The 15,212-nt window shown below is 62.1% G+C and carries 16 protein-coding genes; 7 read left to right on the top strand and 9 right to left on the bottom strand.

All coding sequences use genetic code 11. The features are described 5' to 3' along the window. Positions 1-4 precede the first annotated feature (4 nt). Positions 5-1,222 (top strand): nicotinate phosphoribosyltransferase, encoded by a 1,218-nt coding sequence (gene pncB, locus BM026_RS12435; protein ID WP_071491256.1) that lies wholly within the window; start codon positions 5-7, stop codon positions 1,220-1,222. 1 nt (position 1,223) lies between these two features. Beyond that, positions 1,224-2,033 carry an ammonia-dependent NAD(+) synthetase gene (gene nadE / locus BM026_RS12430; protein ID WP_071491257.1) on the top strand — a complete coding sequence of 270 codons (810 nt, stop codon included), beginning with the start codon at positions 1,224-1,226 and terminating at the stop codon, positions 2,031-2,033. Here the strand turns inward: nadE and BM026_RS12425 are convergent, their stop codons facing one another. From BM026_RS12425 to BM026_RS12395, 7 genes are read right to left on the bottom strand one after another with little or no spacing between them, the layout of a single operon-like run. Then, positions 2,034-3,065: an ABC transporter substrate-binding protein gene (locus BM026_RS12425; protein ID WP_093528738.1), complete on the bottom strand. Its 1,032-nt coding sequence runs from the start codon at positions 3,063-3,065 to the stop codon at positions 2,034-2,036. A 14-nt stretch (positions 3,066-3,079) separates the two neighbouring features. After that, a complete protein-coding gene (locus BM026_RS12420) occupies positions 3,080-4,177 on the bottom strand; it encodes an NAD(P)/FAD-dependent oxidoreductase (RefSeq protein ID WP_093528735.1) in 1,098 nt (365 codons plus the stop codon). Beyond that, positions 4,174-5,517 carry an FAD/NAD(P)-dependent oxidoreductase gene (locus BM026_RS12415; RefSeq protein WP_092245780.1) on the bottom strand — a complete coding sequence of 448 codons (1,344 nt, stop codon included), beginning with the start codon at positions 5,515-5,517 and terminating at the stop codon, positions 4,174-4,176. Before BM026_RS12415 ends, BM026_RS12420 begins: the two co-directional genes overlap by 4 nt. After that, positions 5,514-5,804, bottom strand: coding sequence for a (2Fe-2S)-binding protein (locus BM026_RS12410; protein WP_093126731.1), 291 nt, complete (start codon positions 5,802-5,804; stop codon positions 5,514-5,516). The genes BM026_RS12415 and BM026_RS12410 overlap by 4 nt, the downstream gene beginning before the upstream one ends. Then, a complete protein-coding gene (locus BM026_RS12405; RefSeq protein ID WP_093528732.1) occupies positions 5,804-6,598 on the bottom strand; it encodes an ABC transporter permease in 795 nt (264 codons plus the stop codon). The genes BM026_RS12410 and BM026_RS12405 overlap by 1 nt, the downstream gene beginning before the upstream one ends. Positions 6,599-6,602: 4 nt before the next feature. Further along, positions 6,603-7,448: an ABC transporter permease gene (locus BM026_RS12400; RefSeq protein ID WP_092245769.1), complete on the bottom strand. Its 846-nt coding sequence runs from the start codon at positions 7,446-7,448 to the stop codon at positions 6,603-6,605. Next, on the bottom strand, positions 7,445-8,473 hold the full coding sequence (locus tag BM026_RS12395; RefSeq protein WP_093528729.1) for an ABC transporter ATP-binding protein: 1,029 nt from the start codon (positions 8,471-8,473) through the stop codon (positions 7,445-7,447). Before BM026_RS12395 ends, BM026_RS12400 begins: the two co-directional genes overlap by 4 nt. A 242-nt stretch (positions 8,474-8,715) precedes the next feature. Here BM026_RS12395 and BM026_RS12390 point away from each other — a divergent pair, with 242 nt between their 5' ends. The 5 genes from BM026_RS12390 to BM026_RS12360 all read left to right on the top strand — a co-directional run bounded on the left by BM026_RS12390 (position 8,716) and on the right by BM026_RS12360 (position 14,498). Further along, complete coding sequence (locus tag BM026_RS12390; protein WP_093513676.1) at positions 8,716-9,546, top strand: IclR family transcriptional regulator; 831 nt, start codon at positions 8,716-8,718, stop codon at positions 9,544-9,546. Between the two features lie 293 nt (positions 9,547-9,839). Continuing rightward, positions 9,840-10,973: a hypothetical protein gene (locus BM026_RS29200; RefSeq protein ID WP_175507944.1), complete on the top strand. Its 1,134-nt coding sequence runs from the start codon at positions 9,840-9,842 to the stop codon at positions 10,971-10,973. A 358-nt stretch (positions 10,974-11,331) separates the two neighbouring features. Then, entirely contained in the window at positions 11,332-11,904 is a 573-nt protein-coding gene (locus BM026_RS12370; protein ID WP_093513673.1) for a DUF2239 family protein, read from the top strand. A 25-nt stretch (positions 11,905-11,929) separates the two neighbouring features. After that, the gene (locus tag BM026_RS12365) at positions 11,930-13,285 is read left to right on the top strand and encodes an MATE family efflux transporter (protein WP_093528723.1); all 1,356 of its coding nucleotides are present in this window, start codon (positions 11,930-11,932) and stop codon (positions 13,283-13,285) included. A gap of 40 nt (positions 13,286-13,325) precedes the next feature. Further along, positions 13,326-14,498, top strand: a complete 1,173-nt coding sequence (locus BM026_RS12360; protein ID WP_093513671.1) for an MFS transporter — start codon at positions 13,326-13,328, stop codon at positions 14,496-14,498. On the opposite strand, the gene BM026_RS12355 is transcribed toward BM026_RS12360, so the two are convergent. After that, entirely contained in the window at positions 14,499-14,864 is a 366-nt protein-coding gene (locus tag BM026_RS12355) for a type II toxin-antitoxin system HicB family antitoxin (protein WP_092245743.1), read from the bottom strand. Next, on the bottom strand, positions 14,861-15,112 hold the full coding sequence (locus tag BM026_RS12350; RefSeq protein ID WP_058424734.1) for a type II toxin-antitoxin system HicA family toxin: 252 nt from the start codon (positions 15,110-15,112) through the stop codon (positions 14,861-14,863). Before BM026_RS12350 ends, BM026_RS12355 begins: the two co-directional genes overlap by 4 nt. Positions 15,113-15,212: the final 100 nt, after the last annotated feature.

Raw genomic sequence — 15,212 nt, 5'->3', positions numbered from 1 at the left:
CACCATGGAAAGTGCGTACGACTACGAATCCCCGGTGATCCAGGGGTTGCTCGACACCGATTACTACACCTTCACCATGATGCAGGCGGTGTTGCACCAGTACCCCAACGTTGATGTGGAGTACAACTTCATCGTCCGCTCCAGGGAAAAGCTCGGCCACCTGATTCCTGAAATCCGTGCCGAACTGGAGAAACTCGCCAGCCTGCGGATGCGCGAAGGCGAGTTGCGCTTCCTGTTCAACCCACGTTTTCGCGAATACCTCACCCCGGATTACGAGCGCTTCCTTGGCCTGTTCCGTTTCAACCTGCGCTACATCCACGTCAGTGAAGTCGACGGCCAACTCAATATCCGCGTGGTCGGGCCGATGCTGCACTGCATCATGTTCGAGCAACCGGTACTGGCGTTGGTCAGCGAGCTGCGCAACCGCGACAAATACCCCGATGTAACCCTTGAAGACGTCACCCGCAAGCTCTACCAGAAGTTCGACTGGCTGGAGAAAAACCTCAGCCGCGATGAACTGGCCGACCTGCGTGTATCGGACTTCTCCACTCGTCGGCGCCTGTCGTTCAAGGCCCAGCGTGAAGTGGTCGACATCATGCGCCGCGATTTCCCCGGCCAGTTCGTCGGCACCAGCAACGCGCACCTGGCCTACGAATTCGACCTGCCGCTGATCGGCACCATGGCCCACCAATGGCTGATGGTGCACCAGCAACTGGGCCGGCTGCGCGAGAGCCAGAACGCCGCCCTGGAAAACTGGGTGCGCGAGTACCGTGGTCGCCTGGGGATCGCCCTGACTGACTGCATCAGCACCGACTTTTTCCTCAAGGACTTCGACCTGTACTTCGCCAAGCTCTACGACGGCCTGCGCCAGGACTCCGGCGACCCCATCGCCTGGGCCGACAAGGTGTTGGCCCGCTACAAGCAACTGGGCATCGACCCGATGACCAAGGACCTGATGTTCTCCGATGGCCTGAACTTCGAAAAATGCCTGCCGATCCTGCGTCACGTGCGCGGCAAGGCCAGGTTCGGCTTCGGCATGGGCACCAGCCTGGCCTGCGATGTGGACGGCGTTGAGCCGCTGAGCATCGTGATGAAACTGGTGCGGGTGCACGGCGAGCCAGTGGTGAAGTTCTCCGATGACCCGATCAAGAACGTCTGCGAAGACGCCTCGTTTTTGCAGTACGCAGCACAAGTGTTCAACGTTGGCAGTGTGGAGGTGTGACATGCAAGAACGTATCGCACGGGAACTGAACATCAATCGCGCGTTGACCCAAGGCGGCGAGCCCGAGGAAATCCAACGGCGCATCGACTTCATCAAGACCACCTTGCGCCACTCGGGCTGCAAGGCCCTGGTATTGGGCATCAGTGGCGGCGTCGACTCCCTCACCGCCGGCCGCCTGTGCCAAATGGCGGCAGAGCAACTGCGCAGCGAGGGTTACGCCGCACGCTTCATCGCCATGCGCCTGCCCTACAAGACCCAGGCCGATGAACGCGACGCCCAGGCCTCCCTGGACTTCATCACTGCGGACCACATCGACACCCTCAACATCGCCGCCAGCGTCGACGGCCTGATGGCCAGCCTGACCGCCGCCGAAGCCAGCGCCGAGCATGTCGATTTCATCAAGGGCAACGTCAAGGCCCGCACGCGCATGATCGCGCAATACGCCGTGGCCAACCTGCACAATGGCCTGGTGGTCGGCACCGACCACGGCGCCGAAGCGCTGATGGGTTTTTTCACCAAGTTCGGCGACGGCGCCTGCGACCTGGCCCCGCTGTCCGGCCTGACCAAAACCCAAGTGCGCCTGCTCGCCACAGCCCTCGGCGCACCGGACAACCTGGTGCACAAACACCCGACGGCCGACCTGGAAGAGCTGGTACCGGGCAAGCTGGACGAGCACGCCTACGGTTGCACGTATGCAGAGATCGACGCCTACCTGATGGGCGAACCGGTGAGCGAGCGGGTGAGGACGATTGTCGAGGGCGCGTACAGCAAGACAGCACACAAACGCGCGCTGCCGATTGCGCCCCTTTGATTAACGCTCGATCGACCGACTCCACCGCGCGTTCCACTCCGGCCGCGCCTGGTTCACCTGGTCCCAGTCGATCGAAATTGCCGTCTGCAAGTAACCCTGCATCGCTTCCACCCGCGCACGGGTCTTGTCGGTGGTCGGCGTGGTCGGGTTCGACGGAATCTGGTCGCCTTCTTCCAGCGCCGGTGCCTGGGCTTCGGCGGTCAGCAGGAAGGCCGCGAGTTTCTGCGCCAGTTCTGGCTGGTCATTGCGGGCGATCACGCATTCGGCCACGTTCAGCACCACGGCGCCTTCCTTGGGCTGCGCGTATTCCATGGGCACGCCGAGCAGTTTCTGGGTGGCGACCTGGGTTGGGGTCAAAGGAAAGATCGCGGCTTCGTCGGTCTGCACCATCTCGGAGATTTTTGCCGAGCTGGCGATGTATTCCAGCACATTGGGGCCTACGGTTTTTGGCCAGGCCTTGAAGCCGGGCTCCACGTTGGTTTCGTCGCCGCCCTGGATGCGGTTGAACATCAGGAAGCCGTGCAGGCCGAAGGTGGACGACGCCAGGGACTGGAACACCACTTTCTCCTTGAAGCGCGGGTCGGCCAGGTCCATCCACGAGGTGGGCGCGGCCCAGCCTTTTTCCTTGAACATCCTGGCGTTGTAGCCCAGGCCGGTCACGCCGAGGGTCACGGCCACGGCTTCGTCCTTGATCTTCGCCTTGGCCGGGATCTGTTCCAGGGTCGGGCTCGGCGCCAGTTTGTCGCACAGGCCCATGGAGATCGCGCGGTACATGATGCCGTCGTCGAGGAACATCACGTGCATCTGCGGGTTGTCTTTGTTGGCCTGGACCTTGGCGAGGATGTCCGACGAGGTGCCGGGCACGATCACCACCTTTACGTTATTGGCCTTTTCGAACGCAGGTAGCACCTTGTCGGCATACACCCGTTCCATGGTGCCGCCGTTCATGCCCAGGTACAGCGTGGGTGCGGCGTGCGCCGTTGAGGCGGCCAGGGCGAGGGACAAGCAGGACAGCGCAATACGTGGGTTCATGGATGTTTTTCCTCTCAGGCTTGGAAACGACGAATGGAAAACGCTTCGATGGGGTGGCGGCTGGCCCCGGCGCAGACGATCTCTGCCAGGGCTTCACCGACCGCGGGACCGAGCTGGAACCCGGCGCCGGCAAAGCCGAAACCGTGGAGCAAGCCCGGTTGGGTACTGCTGGGGCCGATCACCGGTTCGTGATCGGGGAGGTAACCTTCGGTGCCGCTCCAGGTGCGGATGGCCTGGGCACCTTTGAGAAAGGGGTAGAGTTCGCCGGCGTTGCGCAGGATCTCCAGCACCGCCGCCTGCCCTGGGCGCGCGGTCAACGGGCCCAGGGCAAAGCCGCGACCGCCGCCCAGGATGCAGTTGCCCCGGGCGACCTGGCGCGCATAAATCCCGCCGCCTTCAACGCCGGTACTCACGTTCATCACCACCGGCAACGGCTCGGTGACCAGCATCGCCGGGTGCGCGGAGGTGATCGGCACCGCTTCGCCAAACTGCGCGGCGACGCTTCCGGCCCAGGCACCGGCGCAGTTGAGCAGCCACGCTGCCTGCAGATGCAGGCCGTTGGCGCAATGCACCTGGAACCGGCGGCTGTCATGCTCGATGCGGATCACCTCGGCTTGCTCGTACACGGCGGCGCCACAACGCTGCGCGGCACGGGCGAAGGCAGGAGATACCAGGCGCGGATTGGCATGCCCGTCTTCCGGGCACAGCGAGGCGCCCACGGCAATATCGCCGACCCAGGGGAAGCGTGCGCGCAACTCGGCGTAGTCCAGCAACTGCAGGCCCAGGCCAAAGCCGCGCGTCTGCTCGGCATACGCCTGCAACGCGGCGAAGTCGGCATGACTGCGCGCCAGCTTCAAATGCCCGGAGCGCACGTATTCGCCGTCGATGCCGATCAACCCCGGCAAGTCGGCCCACAGTTGATGGGCGCGCTGTGACAAGGGCAGTTGGTGCAGGGGCCGACCCTGGCGTCGCACGCCGCCATAGTTGACGCCACTGGAATGGGAACCGCAGAAATCCCGCTCCACCAGGGCCACGCGCTGGCCTTTCTGCGCGAGCATCAAGGCTGCCGAGGCGCCGACGATGCCGCCGCCGAGGACGATCACATCGATCATGGCTGCACCTCCACGCCAAACGGCAGCGGCTTGATCGGTGCCTGGCCGCGCAGGCGGCCCACCTGTTCAATCCCGCGACCGCTGCGCTCGGCGACGATTTCCGCCGCCGCCAGCCCACACATCCGGCCCTGGCAACGACCCATGCCAACGCGACAGTGAGCCTTGACCCGGTTGAGCTCCCAGTGACCTTCATCCACCACCGCGCGTATCTCGCCGGCGCTGACTTCTTCGCAGCGGCACACCATCAATGCGTCCGGCGCTTGGGCCGCCCACTGCTCGGGGAAGGGAAACGCGGTTTCCAGCCCATGACGAAAACGCTGGATGCCCGCCAGTTGCTGCTCCAATACGGCGGGGCGGCGCTGATCAATCGCCACGCCCGAATCTTCCAGCACCGCCAGTGCCGCACGCTCACCGGCCATCTTCGCGGCGTCCGCACCCATGATCCCTGCGCCGTCGCCGGCCAGGTACACACCGTTGACGCTGCTGCGCCCGGCGTTGTCCCGTTGCGGCAACCAGGCACGGTTCAAGGTGTTCCAGGCGAACTCACAGCCGAGCAAGTCCGCCAGTTGGGTTTCACTGCGCAGGGCATGAGCGAAAGCGACGGCATCGCACGCCAAAACATGGTCATCCCAGCGAATACCGCTGACTCGCTGTTCTCCGTCGATTTTCTGCAGCGTGGCACCCTGATGCACGGGAATCCCATGGGCCGTCAGCCAGGCGCGGTAATACATGCCCTTGGCCAGGGTCAGTGGCTGCCCAAGCAGCGCCGGCAACGCACGGCACTGCGCACTGAACGGCGCGCTGTCGAGTACCGCCACCACCTTGGCTCCGGCCTTGGCGTATTGGTAGGCGACCAGATACAGCAACGGCCCGCTGCCGCAGAACGCCACGCGCTCACCGATGGCGCAGCCCTGGTATTTCAAGGCGATCTGCGCCGCGCCCAGGCTGTACACGCCGGGCAGGGTCCAGCCCGGCACCGGCAGGATACGGTCGGTGGCGCCGGTTGCGACAATGATCCTGGCGTAGTCGACGCTCTCGGCACGGCCGTTGTCGAGCAGGTCCAGGCGACCGTCCTCGGCATTCCACACCAGGGTTTGCGGTCGATAGTCGATCAGCGGCGCCAGCTCATCCATCGTGCGGTGCGCGGCTTGCGCCTTGCTCGCTTCAAAGCCATAGATCTGCCTGGCGCTGCGCTGAAAGCCCAAGGGTTGCCGCCGATAGATCTGCCCGCCGCCGCGCAGGTTTTCATCGATCAGGCACGGTGTGACGCCATGGTCGAGCAGGGTGCGCGCCGCGCTGATCCCGGCCGGGCCTGCGCCCACAATCACCACCGGCTTCATGGCTGGCGCCCCGGGTCGCGGCTGATCGCCTGGCCTTCTTCCAGCAGCGTCGAGCAGGCGCGCACGCGGCGACCGTCTTCAAGGCGCACCCAGCAATCCTGGCAGGCGCCCATCAAGCAGAAACCGGCGCGGCGCTCGGCGCTGAAGTCACTGCCGCGCAGGTGCTCGGCGCAGGTCAGCATGGCGGTGAGCAGGGTATCGCCGAGCAAGCCGCTGGCGGGTTGGCCGTCCAGGGTGAAGGACAGGGCAGGGCGCGCGGTCTCGGCCAAGCGTTTGAACAGGGCCATCAATGTTTCCCCACCAGCACGCGGTCCAGGCCGTAGACCCGGTCCAGCAGAATCATGGTGGCCGCCGTCAGCGCAATCACCAGCGCCGACACCGCCGCCATCATCGGGTCGATGGACTCGGTGGCGTACACGTACATGCGCACCGGCAGGGTTTGCGTGGCTGGCGAGCTGACGAAGATCGACAACGTCACCTCATCGAAACTGTTGATGAACGCCAGCAACCAGCCGCCAGCGACACCGGGCAGAATCATCGGCAGGGTGATCTGGCGAAACAGCGTAAAGCGGCTGGCCCCGAGGGATTCGGCCGCCTGTTCGGCACTGCGATCAATACCGATGGCGGCCGCCAGCACCAGGCGCAGCACATACGGCGTGATGATCACCACGTGGGCCAGCATCAGCCAGGTAAAGCTGCCGTTGACCCCCATCAGCGCGAACAACCGCAGCATCGCCACCCCCAGCACCAGGTGCGGGATGATGATCGGCGACAAAAACAACGCACTGAAAAAATTACGCCCGGGAAACGAATACCGGCTGATCGCCAACGCTGCCGGCACCGCAATCAATGTGGCCAGGCTTGCCGCAGTGAAGGCCAGCACCAGGCTGTTATAGAACGCCTGGATAAAATCCGCACGCTCGAATACCGCACGAAACCAGCGCAGGGAGAAGCCCGAGATGGGCAGGCTCAAGGTGTTTTCCGGGGTGAACGCCACCAGGCACACCACCACCAGCGGCGCCATCATGAACAGCACCACCAAGCCGTGGAAACCGAGGGCCAAAGGACCGTTTCTGGACATGCGCTTAAACCCCCAGGGACTTTTTATAGCGGCCTTCGACCATGCGGTTCCAGCTCAGCATGATCAGCAGATTGACCAACAGCAGCACCACCGCGATGGTCGCGCCCATGGGCCAGTTGAGTTCCGAGAGGTACTGGTCGTACACCACGGTGGCGACCATTTTCAGGCGGCGCCCGCCAAGCAGGCCGGGGATCGCAAAGGAGCTGGCGGCCAGGCCGAACACGATCAGCGTGCCGGACAGCACGCCAGGCATGACCTGCGGCAGCACGATCCTGCGCATCACTGTGGCCTGGCTGGCCCCCAGCGATAACGCGGCCTGTTCAGCCGACGGGTCGAGTTTTTGCAGGGACGTCCACACCGGGATGATCATGAACGGCAACATCACGTGCACCAGCGCGATGATCACCGCGAAGGGCGTGTACAGCAGCTTCACCGGGCGCCCGCCGAGCAGTTGGATCAGTTGATTCACCAAACCATCGGCGCCCAAGAGCAGGCTCCAGCCGAAGGCGCGCACCACCACCGAAATCAGCAATGGCGTGAGGATCAGGATCAGGAAGATCGAGCGCCACGGCGTACCCATGCGGCTGAGGATGTAGGCCTCGGGCACACCGATCACCACGCACAGCAGGGTCACCAGCGCGCTGATCCAGAAGGTGCGCCAGAAGATCTCGTAGAAGTAGGAGTCGCTGAACAATGACAGGTAATGGGCCAAGGTCCATTCATCGGCCTTCACGCCCACCTGGTAGTCGAATACGTTGAACGACAGGACCAGGGTCAGGCCCAGCGGTAAGATCAGCAGCCCGGCAAACAGCACCAGCGCCGGCAAGGAGAGCAGGTAACCGCGACTCATGCGTGCACCTCGTCGGCTGCCAGTACGCGTAGCAAGTCCGCATGCCAGTCCAGGCCCACCGCCGCGCCGCAGCCCAGCGGCGCGCTACCGTCGTTGCTGCGCACCACGGTGATCTCGCCGAGGTCGGTGTGGACGCGGTACAGCCATTGGCTGCCAAAGAAGTAACGATCATGCACCTTGCCTTGCAGGCGACCGGCCCCCGCGTCCACCAGGGTGATTTTTTCCGGGCGCAGGCTCAGGACCAGCTCGCCGTCGCCGCCTTGATGCCGCACTTGCGGCGTTCCCAGTGGGTCGTAATCGCCGGCCAGCAGGTTGGCCTTGCCGACGAAGTCCGAGATGAAGCGCGTGCGCGGGTGTTCGTAGAGCTTGTACGGCGCGTCGATCTGGGTCACGCGCCCGGCCTGCATCACCACCACGCGGTCGCTGATGGACAGCGCTTCGGCCTGGTCATGGGTGACCATCAAGGTGGTGATGCCGACGGCGCACTGGATGCGGCGGATCTCGAACTGCATCTCTTCGCGCAGGTTGGCGTCGAGGTTGGACAGCGGCTCGTCGAGCAGCAACACCGGCGGCTCGATCACCAACGCACGCGCCAGGGCCACGCGTTGGCGCTGGCCGCCGGACAACTCCCGTGGGTAGCGCTCGGCGTGGGGGGCCAGGCGCACCAGTTCCAGCACGGTTTTCACCTTGCTGACGATCTCTGCGGCCGGCACTTTGCGCATCTTCAGGCCGAAGGCGACGTTGTCGCGCACGCTCATGTGGGGGAACAGCGCATAGCTCTGGAACACCACGCCCAGGCCACGGCTGGCCGGCTTGGCGTGGGTGATGTCGCGGCCGTCGAGCAGGATCTGCCCGCCGCTCACGTCGACGAAGCCGGCGATCATTTGCAGGGTGGTGGTCTTGCCGCAGCCCGAAGGGCCGAGCAGGGAAACGAACTCGCCTTTTTCCACCGCAAGGTCGGTGGCGACCACCGCGTCGACGGCGCCGTAGCGTTTGCTCAAGGCGTTGAGTTGGAGAAATGCCATGTCTGCGTTCCACCTTTTTTGAGTCGCGTCGAAACGCGCTTTTTTGTTTTGGGCAGATGCGAATGAGGTGTTGCCGGTGCGTTGGCGCTCGATCTTGAGTCGGCTGCCGGTTGTTGTTCATTTCGCCCCTGTGGACGCAGATTAGGACGAAGACTAGGATGGGCGGAAGATGGAATTTCACTGAACGGACTATTATTTTCAGATTTATTCACTCACCGGAATTTACAAAGAGATTGAGTGTTATGGATTCCACTAATCGAAACGAAAGTAGCAAAGAGGTCGGGGCGGGCGGGGTGTCTCGTCTGTTCGCGCTATTGCGCACCTTGGGTAAAGTGCCGGAGGGCGGCGAACGCGTCACTCAACTTGCGCAACAGGTCGGCCTCTCGCAGCCCACTACCCACCGCCTGCTGCGCAGCCTGATGGACGAAGGCATGGTCGAACAGGACGCACGCAGCAAGCGCTATCGCCTGAGCCTGGAGTTCTTCGCCCTGGCGGCGAACGCGGGCAAGACCGGCAACCTGCGCGACCTGGTGCGCCCGAGCATGCTGCGCCTGAGTGCGTCATTGGGCGACTCGCTGTTCCTGCTGGCGCGCAGCGGTTTCGATGCGATCTGTCTGGACCGCAGCGAAGGCCCGTACCCGATCCGCACCTTCACCGGCGATATCGGCGGGCGCGTGGCATTGGGGGTGGGGCAGGGCAGTTTGGCGATCCTGGCCTTTCTGCCGGAGGAAGAGCGCGAAACCGTGATCCGCTACAACCTGCCACGGCTCAAGGACTTCCACCTGTATGACGAAGTGCTGTTGCGCTCGGAAGTGGAGAACGTGCGCAACCTGGGGTATGCGGCGCGCAATACCGGGGTGCTGGAAGGCATGGCCGGGTTGGCCGTGCCCATCCTCGATCGGGACGGGCACGCGGTGGCGGCGCTCAGTGTGGCGACCATCAGCGATCGCCTGGGGCCGAGCCGGTTGCCGATGGTGGTGGAGTTGCTCAAGCGCGAAGCGGCGGCGATCGGGCCCAGGATCAATCCGTTTGATCCGACGTTACGCAGGCCCTCACAAACCTTTGGTAGGTAGTTCAGATGGCGGTCAACACTACCGACCTGGCCGTCGTGTCGTACTGAACATACACATGGGTGCGAATTAGTTATCCAGCAGGTAAGTTTTTTTGTTCATGTTTAATGGAACTGTCCTTTTACATGTTGCCACAGATGGATGTTGACTTAATGCTAACTGGCGCGTTGGTCGGCTTATTCGCATCAACTATCTGAGGTATTGCAATGACTACTCTTTACGGTTCGTTCATACAAAGTCCCTGCCCTTACTCTAATCTGTTGGACAGGGGCGCCAGGTTTGGTAATGAGCCCGCAATGAGGACCTTACTGGGGACCTCTCAGCTGCCTCCCCCTTCCACAGTTGCACGGGCCTTTGTCGACGCCTTCCCTTATTTCCAGGGAGAATCTGGTTTTGTCACGAGGGCAACGCTTGAGCATGCTGCCAATCGTCTACCGACCGGGGATCCGTATCACGATCGAATGACACAGCTGGCAAGGGACGTTCTTAGCCGTCCAGGAATGTTTGAGTCACTCGATGGTATCAACCATGGCGGCCATGAAGATGGTCTGATCAGCCTGGGTGATGCGCAGGCGGTGGTCTTTGAGTACGAAGACCAGGAGGGAGCGTACATGCTGGGTGGACCGGATGCGTATAACGGTGGCATGCGAGTTGGGCCAGGAGGGAATTATGGTGGTATGCAAGGAGCGCCGGTGAATTATTACGGCGATATGCAGAGCCAGCAAGAGGGGTATTACGGTGGCATGCAGCGCAGTCGTTTTGAAAATGGATATGGCGCCAATGGGGCACGCAATTATTATCCGGCAGCGAGCGGCATGAGCCCGCAGAATGCTGAGGTCGCAAATAATTTCAAACAGGCCAAAGACTCAGATTTAACGACGGAGTTGGGTAATAACTTTGATTACTTCAAGCCAAACGAGCATGGCAAGATCACTCAGAAATCGCTTCGTGAAGTTGCAAATCGTCCTTTGACTGATAACCCTGTGGATGACCGAATGACCCTGTTGGCCAAGGAAATCATCAGTCGGCCGGGGCTCAATAGAAAACTGGATTCCGACCATGATGCTGACATTCCTGACGGGAAAATCGGGCGCGACACTATTGGAAGGGTATCCGAGCGGGATGCAGCGCCAAGCTATAAAAAAATGAGTGATGTTGACCTGCTTCAGGCCCTTGAGGAAAAGTTCAAACAGTACTGGGGGGCGGATAACTACATCAGCTTCGATAGTTTAAAGCGTGAGGCTGAAAAGAGCCCACCGACAGATATGTCTGAACTCGCGGCTGAACTTCTCAAGCGCCCGGGCCTGATGAAGGAGCTCGATATTGGCACTGATGGCAAAGGCAATAGAGGCGCAGAAGATGGAAGGTTTAATTGGGTCAATCTCGAATACGTAATAAAAGAAAAACAAGCGCATTCGTCGCGTGGTTGATTGTGGGCCGCCACATTCCGTGACCGGTCGGGGCTGATCATTCTTTCCGGCTGTACCTGTCGCTCATACTCTTCGGCGGTGATCAGTCCCAACTGCACCGCCGTCTTTCGGGTGATTTGCGCCACACAGTCATAACCCAGCAGCGGATTCAGCACTGTCGCTATCAAATCATCCGCCAGTATCGTGATGAGGATGGCGGGCTGATTGCGGTGTCGGAAACGGTCTATCCAGCATGCCGTTTCACCTGACCCTGCAAATGAAGCGCGACAACCTCTGACCCATACGACAATAACCTTGCATCTGGTAAAACTTTGGCTAATATGATCCGGGTAAAACACATATCGCCCGGGTAATAAACATGCCTACACACCCCCTTCCTGCTTGCACAGCCTTTGTTCGCCACCAACGTGTGGCGGCAGGTTCCTATGCCGACGTCGCCACGACGCTCGCCGAGCTTGACCAGCCCGCGGGCAGCTTCCTGGTCTTCGACGATGCCACCGGCAACCAGGTCGACTTTCCCTGGCCTGAGGGCTATGCGCCCGAACCACCTGCCCAGGTCGACATGACTGACGAGCCTCCCGCTCCCCCCTCGGTCGGGCGCCCGAAGCTGGGGGTGGTCGCGCGGGAAGTCACGCTGTTGCCGCGTCATTGGGAATGGCTGGGCCAGCAACGCGGCGGTGCTTCGGCGGCGTTGCGGCGGCTGGTGGATGAAGCGCGCACTGCCCATGCTTCCCGTGACCGGATACGCCAGGCCAAGGAAGCCGGCTATCGGTTCATGAGCGCCATCGGCGGTGACCTGCCCGGCTTCGAAGACGCCTCGCGTGCGTTATTTGCCTCTGATGCGGCGGATTTTTCGAGCAAGATCGCGCACTGGCCGGTAGACGTGCAGGCCTACCTGGCCTGGCTGTCGCGCGACGCGTTCCCTGTCTGATAACAACTCCTGGATCCGAACCCTCATGGAAGTCACCCAGCAACGGCCGTTGTGGCAGATCTACCTGATCTTTCTGGCACCGATGGTGCTGTCCAACTTCCTGCAAAGCTTTTCCGGCACCCTCAACGGTATCTACGTCGGGCAGATGCTCGGCACCCAGGCGCTGGCGGCGGTATCTGGGATGTTTCCCATCGTGTTCTTTTTTATCGCCCTGGTGATCGGCCTGGGGGCGGGCGCCTCGGTACTGATCGGCCAGGCCTGGGGCGCACAGGAAACCGCGTTGGTCAAGGTGATCACCGGCGCCACACTGACTCTGGGGGCGTTGGTGGGGGTGATCGCTGCGGTGCTCGGCAGCCTGTTTGCGCGCCCGGCCTTGCACGCGCTCGGCACGCCGGTGGATGTACTCGACGATGCGGTGGGCTATGCGCAGATGATGATGTTGATCATGCCGCTGCTGCTGGTCTTTATCCTCTACACCCAATTGCTGCGTGGTGTCAGCGACACGATCTCGCCGTTGCTCGCGCTGATGGTTTCGACCCTGGTGGGCCTGCTGCTGACACCGGCGCTGATCCGCGGCTGGATCGGCCTGCCGCCCTTGGGTATCCAGAGCGCGGTGTACGCCGGGTTGGTGGGTAACGCGGCAGCGATGCTGTTTCTGATAATGCGGCTGCGCCACAAGAACCATGTGATGGCGCCGGACCGTGAATTGTTGGCGGCCCTGCGCCTGGATCGGATCATTCTCGGCAAGGTCCTGCGCATCGGCTTGCCCACGGGCTTGCAGATGGTGGTGTTGTCGCTGTCGGAGCTGGTCATCCTCGCGCTGGTCAACGGTCACGGTTCCCAGGCCACGGCGGCCTATGGCGCGGTGACGCAGATCGTCAATTACGTGCAGTTCCCGGCGCTGTCGATTGCCATCACCGCATCGATCCTCGGGGCCCAGGCGATTGGCGCCGGGCGTCTGGAGCGCATCGGCCCGATCCTGCGCACCGGCCTGCTGATCAACACCTGCCTGACCGGTGGCCTGATTGTGCTGGGTTATGTCCTGTCCCACTGGCTGCTCGGCCTGTTCATCACCGATGACGCGGCCCGGGTCAATGCCGAACACCTGTTGCACATCATGTTGTGGAGCATTTTGGTATTCGGCTTCCAGGCCGTGATCGGCGGGATCATGCGCGCAAGCGGCGTGGTGTTGATGCCGGTGGCGATCTCGATCTTCTGCGTGCTCTGCGTGGAACTGCCGATGGCGTACCTGCTCAACGCCCACTTCGGCCTGGAAGGGGTGTGGATGGCATTTCCGGTGACCTACCTGGCCATGCTGGCGTTGCAGACTGCGTATTATCGGCTGGTGTGGCGACACAAGCAGATCAAGCGGTTGGTGTGATAAAAGGTTGCGCACCTTAAGGACAGAAGGTTTCTGAGCCATGGCAAACCCTTACGCCGAATTGTTCCAGGTCCCTGGCGCCCGGGCTTTTGTACTGGCGGGGATGCTGGCGCGCATGCCGGTCTCGATGACGGGGATCGGCTTGATCACCATGCTCTCGCAGGTGCACGGCGGTTACGGACTGGCGGGCTCGGTGGCGGCGGTATTTGCCCTGGCCACGGCGTTTTGCGCGCCGCAGGTATCCAGGCTGGTGGACCGCTACAGCCAAGGGCGGGTGTTGCCGGTTGCCGCGTTGATCGGCGGCGGGGCGTTGCTGATGTTGCTGCTGTGCACCCGCTTGCAGGCACCGAACTGGACGTTGTTCCTGTTCGCCGCCCTGGCCGGTTGCATGCCCAACATGTCGGCCATGGTGCGGGCGCGCTGGACCGAGTTGTACCGAGGCCAGCCCAAGTTGCAGACCGCATTTGCCCTGGAGTCGGTGCTGGATGAGGTGTGCTTCATCATCGGCCCGCCGATCTCGGTGGGTTTGTGCGTGGTGCTGTTCCCGGAAGCCGGGCCGCTGGTGGCTGCGTTGTTGCTGGCGGTGGGCGTCACCACCTTTGTGTTGCAGCGTGAGACCGAGCCGCCGGTGCACGCGCATCACGGGCATCACGGTCGCTGGCTGATCGCCTCGCCCTCGGTGCTGATCCTGATGATTCTCCTGCTGGCCATGGGTGTGATCGTCGGCGTGGTAGATGTGGTCAGTGTCGCCTTTGCCCAGCATCAAGGCCAGCCGGCGGCTGCCAGTATCGTGCTGTCGGTGTACGCCATCGGTTCGTGCCTGGCGGGGCTGGCGTTCGGCACCCTCAAGCTCAAGGCGCCGTTGCCCCGGCAGTTCCTGTTGTGTGGCATCGCCACGGCGTTGACCACTTTGCCGTTGCTGCTGGTGACCAACATCGCAGGGCTGGCGGTGGCGGTCTTTGTCTCCGGGCTGTTCTTTGCCCCCACCCTCATTGTGTCCATGGCCCTGGTGGAACAGGTCGTGCCCGCCAGCCGACTGACCGAGGGCATGACCTGGCTGATCACCGGGCTCAGCATCGGCGTGGCCATAGGCGCGGCCAGCTCCGGGTGGATGATCGATCACTTTGGCGCCACCAGCGGGTTCTGGGTGGCGCTGGCGGCGGGGGCGGTCGTGTTGGGGGCTGCGGTGTCGGGGTATCGGCGGCTGGGATGATCAGTTGATCGCAGGGCAAGCGTCTGCGCTGTGATGCTGCAGAAACTCGTTCAACGCCTGGCGCGTCAGGTCGTTGAGCGTCACTTTCTTGCGCGTCGCCTCAAGGGCGGCAGCAAGATGCAGATCATGGCCGACCCGGACGTTGAAGGAACCTTTGCAAGGTTTCTCTGGTGCATGCCCCAGGGTCTGGCAGGTGGCGAGGTAATCATCCACCGCCTCCCGAAAGGCCTTATCCAGTTCGGCGACGGTTTTCCCTTCGTAGCTCACCAGCGCCTTGATGAACAAGACCTTGCCGAACAGGCAGTTGTCTTCGAGGCTGGCTTCGATGGAGCCGATGTAGCCGTTGTGTTTCAGTTGGTTGTTCACTGAATCAGCTCTCCTGATTTCAATTGTTCGATGATCTGGCGCCGAATGTAGTGTTTCAACTCGTTGCCAGGGTGAGGCTTGTGCAAGGTGATCATTGCACTGGGGTCGCCGATGTCGAATTTGACGCGGCTTCCAGCCCCTTCAATCTGCGTGTAGCCCAGTCGTCGCAGCAGCGTGACGAGCTCGGGCCAGGTAAATGTCATTTGCTCGTTGAGCAGTTTGGTCAGCAGCTTTTCATTTTTGGACACGGCGTTCCCTGCGTGTAACTAAATGTAGTTGCAAAAAGTAGTGTTCGTCAATGCTAGCTGCTGTTCGGGTGGTCTTCCCGAGATTGATGTAACCCTTGAT

The sequence above is a fragment of the Pseudomonas sp. NFPP24 genome (assembly GCF_900112095.1).
Classification (GTDB): Bacteria; Pseudomonadota; Gammaproteobacteria; order Pseudomonadales; family Pseudomonadaceae; genus Aquipseudomonas; species Aquipseudomonas extremorientalis.
The sequence above is the reverse complement of the archived record's forward strand: the minus strand, read 5'-3'. Positions and strand labels throughout refer to the sequence as shown.

Coding starts and splice junctions, on each gene's coding strand:
- BM026_RS12405 (WP_093528732.1), bottom strand. CDS start 6,598: ATGTCCAGAAACGGTCCTTTGGCCCTCGGTTTCCACGGCTTGGTGGTG.
- BM026_RS12395 (WP_093528729.1), bottom strand. CDS start 8,473: ATGGCATTTCTCCAACTCAACGCCTTGAGCAAACGCTACGGCGCCGTC.
- BM026_RS12410 (WP_093126731.1), bottom strand. CDS start 5,804: ATGGCCCTGTTCAAACGCTTGGCCGAGACCGCGCGCCCTGCCCTGTCC.
- pncB (WP_071491256.1), top strand. CDS start 5: ATGGAAAGTGCGTACGACTACGAATCCCCGGTGATCCAGGGGTTGCTC.
- BM026_RS12415 (WP_092245780.1), bottom strand. CDS start 5,517: ATGAAGCCGGTGGTGATTGTGGGCGCAGGCCCGGCCGGGATCAGCGCG.
- BM026_RS12420 (WP_093528735.1), bottom strand. CDS start 4,177: ATGATCGATGTGATCGTCCTCGGCGGCGGCATCGTCGGCGCCTCGGCA.
- nadE (WP_071491257.1), top strand. CDS start 1,224: ATGCAAGAACGTATCGCACGGGAACTGAACATCAATCGCGCGTTGACC.
- BM026_RS12365 (WP_093528723.1), top strand. CDS start 11,930: ATGGAAGTCACCCAGCAACGGCCGTTGTGGCAGATCTACCTGATCTTT.
- BM026_RS12425 (WP_093528738.1), bottom strand. CDS start 3,065: ATGAACCCACGTATTGCGCTGTCCTGCTTGTCCCTCGCCCTGGCCGCC.
- BM026_RS12390 (WP_093513676.1), top strand. CDS start 8,716: ATGGATTCCACTAATCGAAACGAAAGTAGCAAAGAGGTCGGGGCGGGC.
- BM026_RS29200 (WP_175507944.1), top strand. CDS start 9,840: ATGAGGACCTTACTGGGGACCTCTCAGCTGCCTCCCCCTTCCACAGTT.
- BM026_RS12360 (WP_093513671.1), top strand. CDS start 13,326: ATGGCAAACCCTTACGCCGAATTGTTCCAGGTCCCTGGCGCCCGGGCT.
- BM026_RS12370 (WP_093513673.1), top strand. CDS start 11,332: ATGCCTACACACCCCCTTCCTGCTTGCACAGCCTTTGTTCGCCACCAA.
- BM026_RS12400 (WP_092245769.1), bottom strand. CDS start 7,448: ATGAGTCGCGGTTACCTGCTCTCCTTGCCGGCGCTGGTGCTGTTTGCC.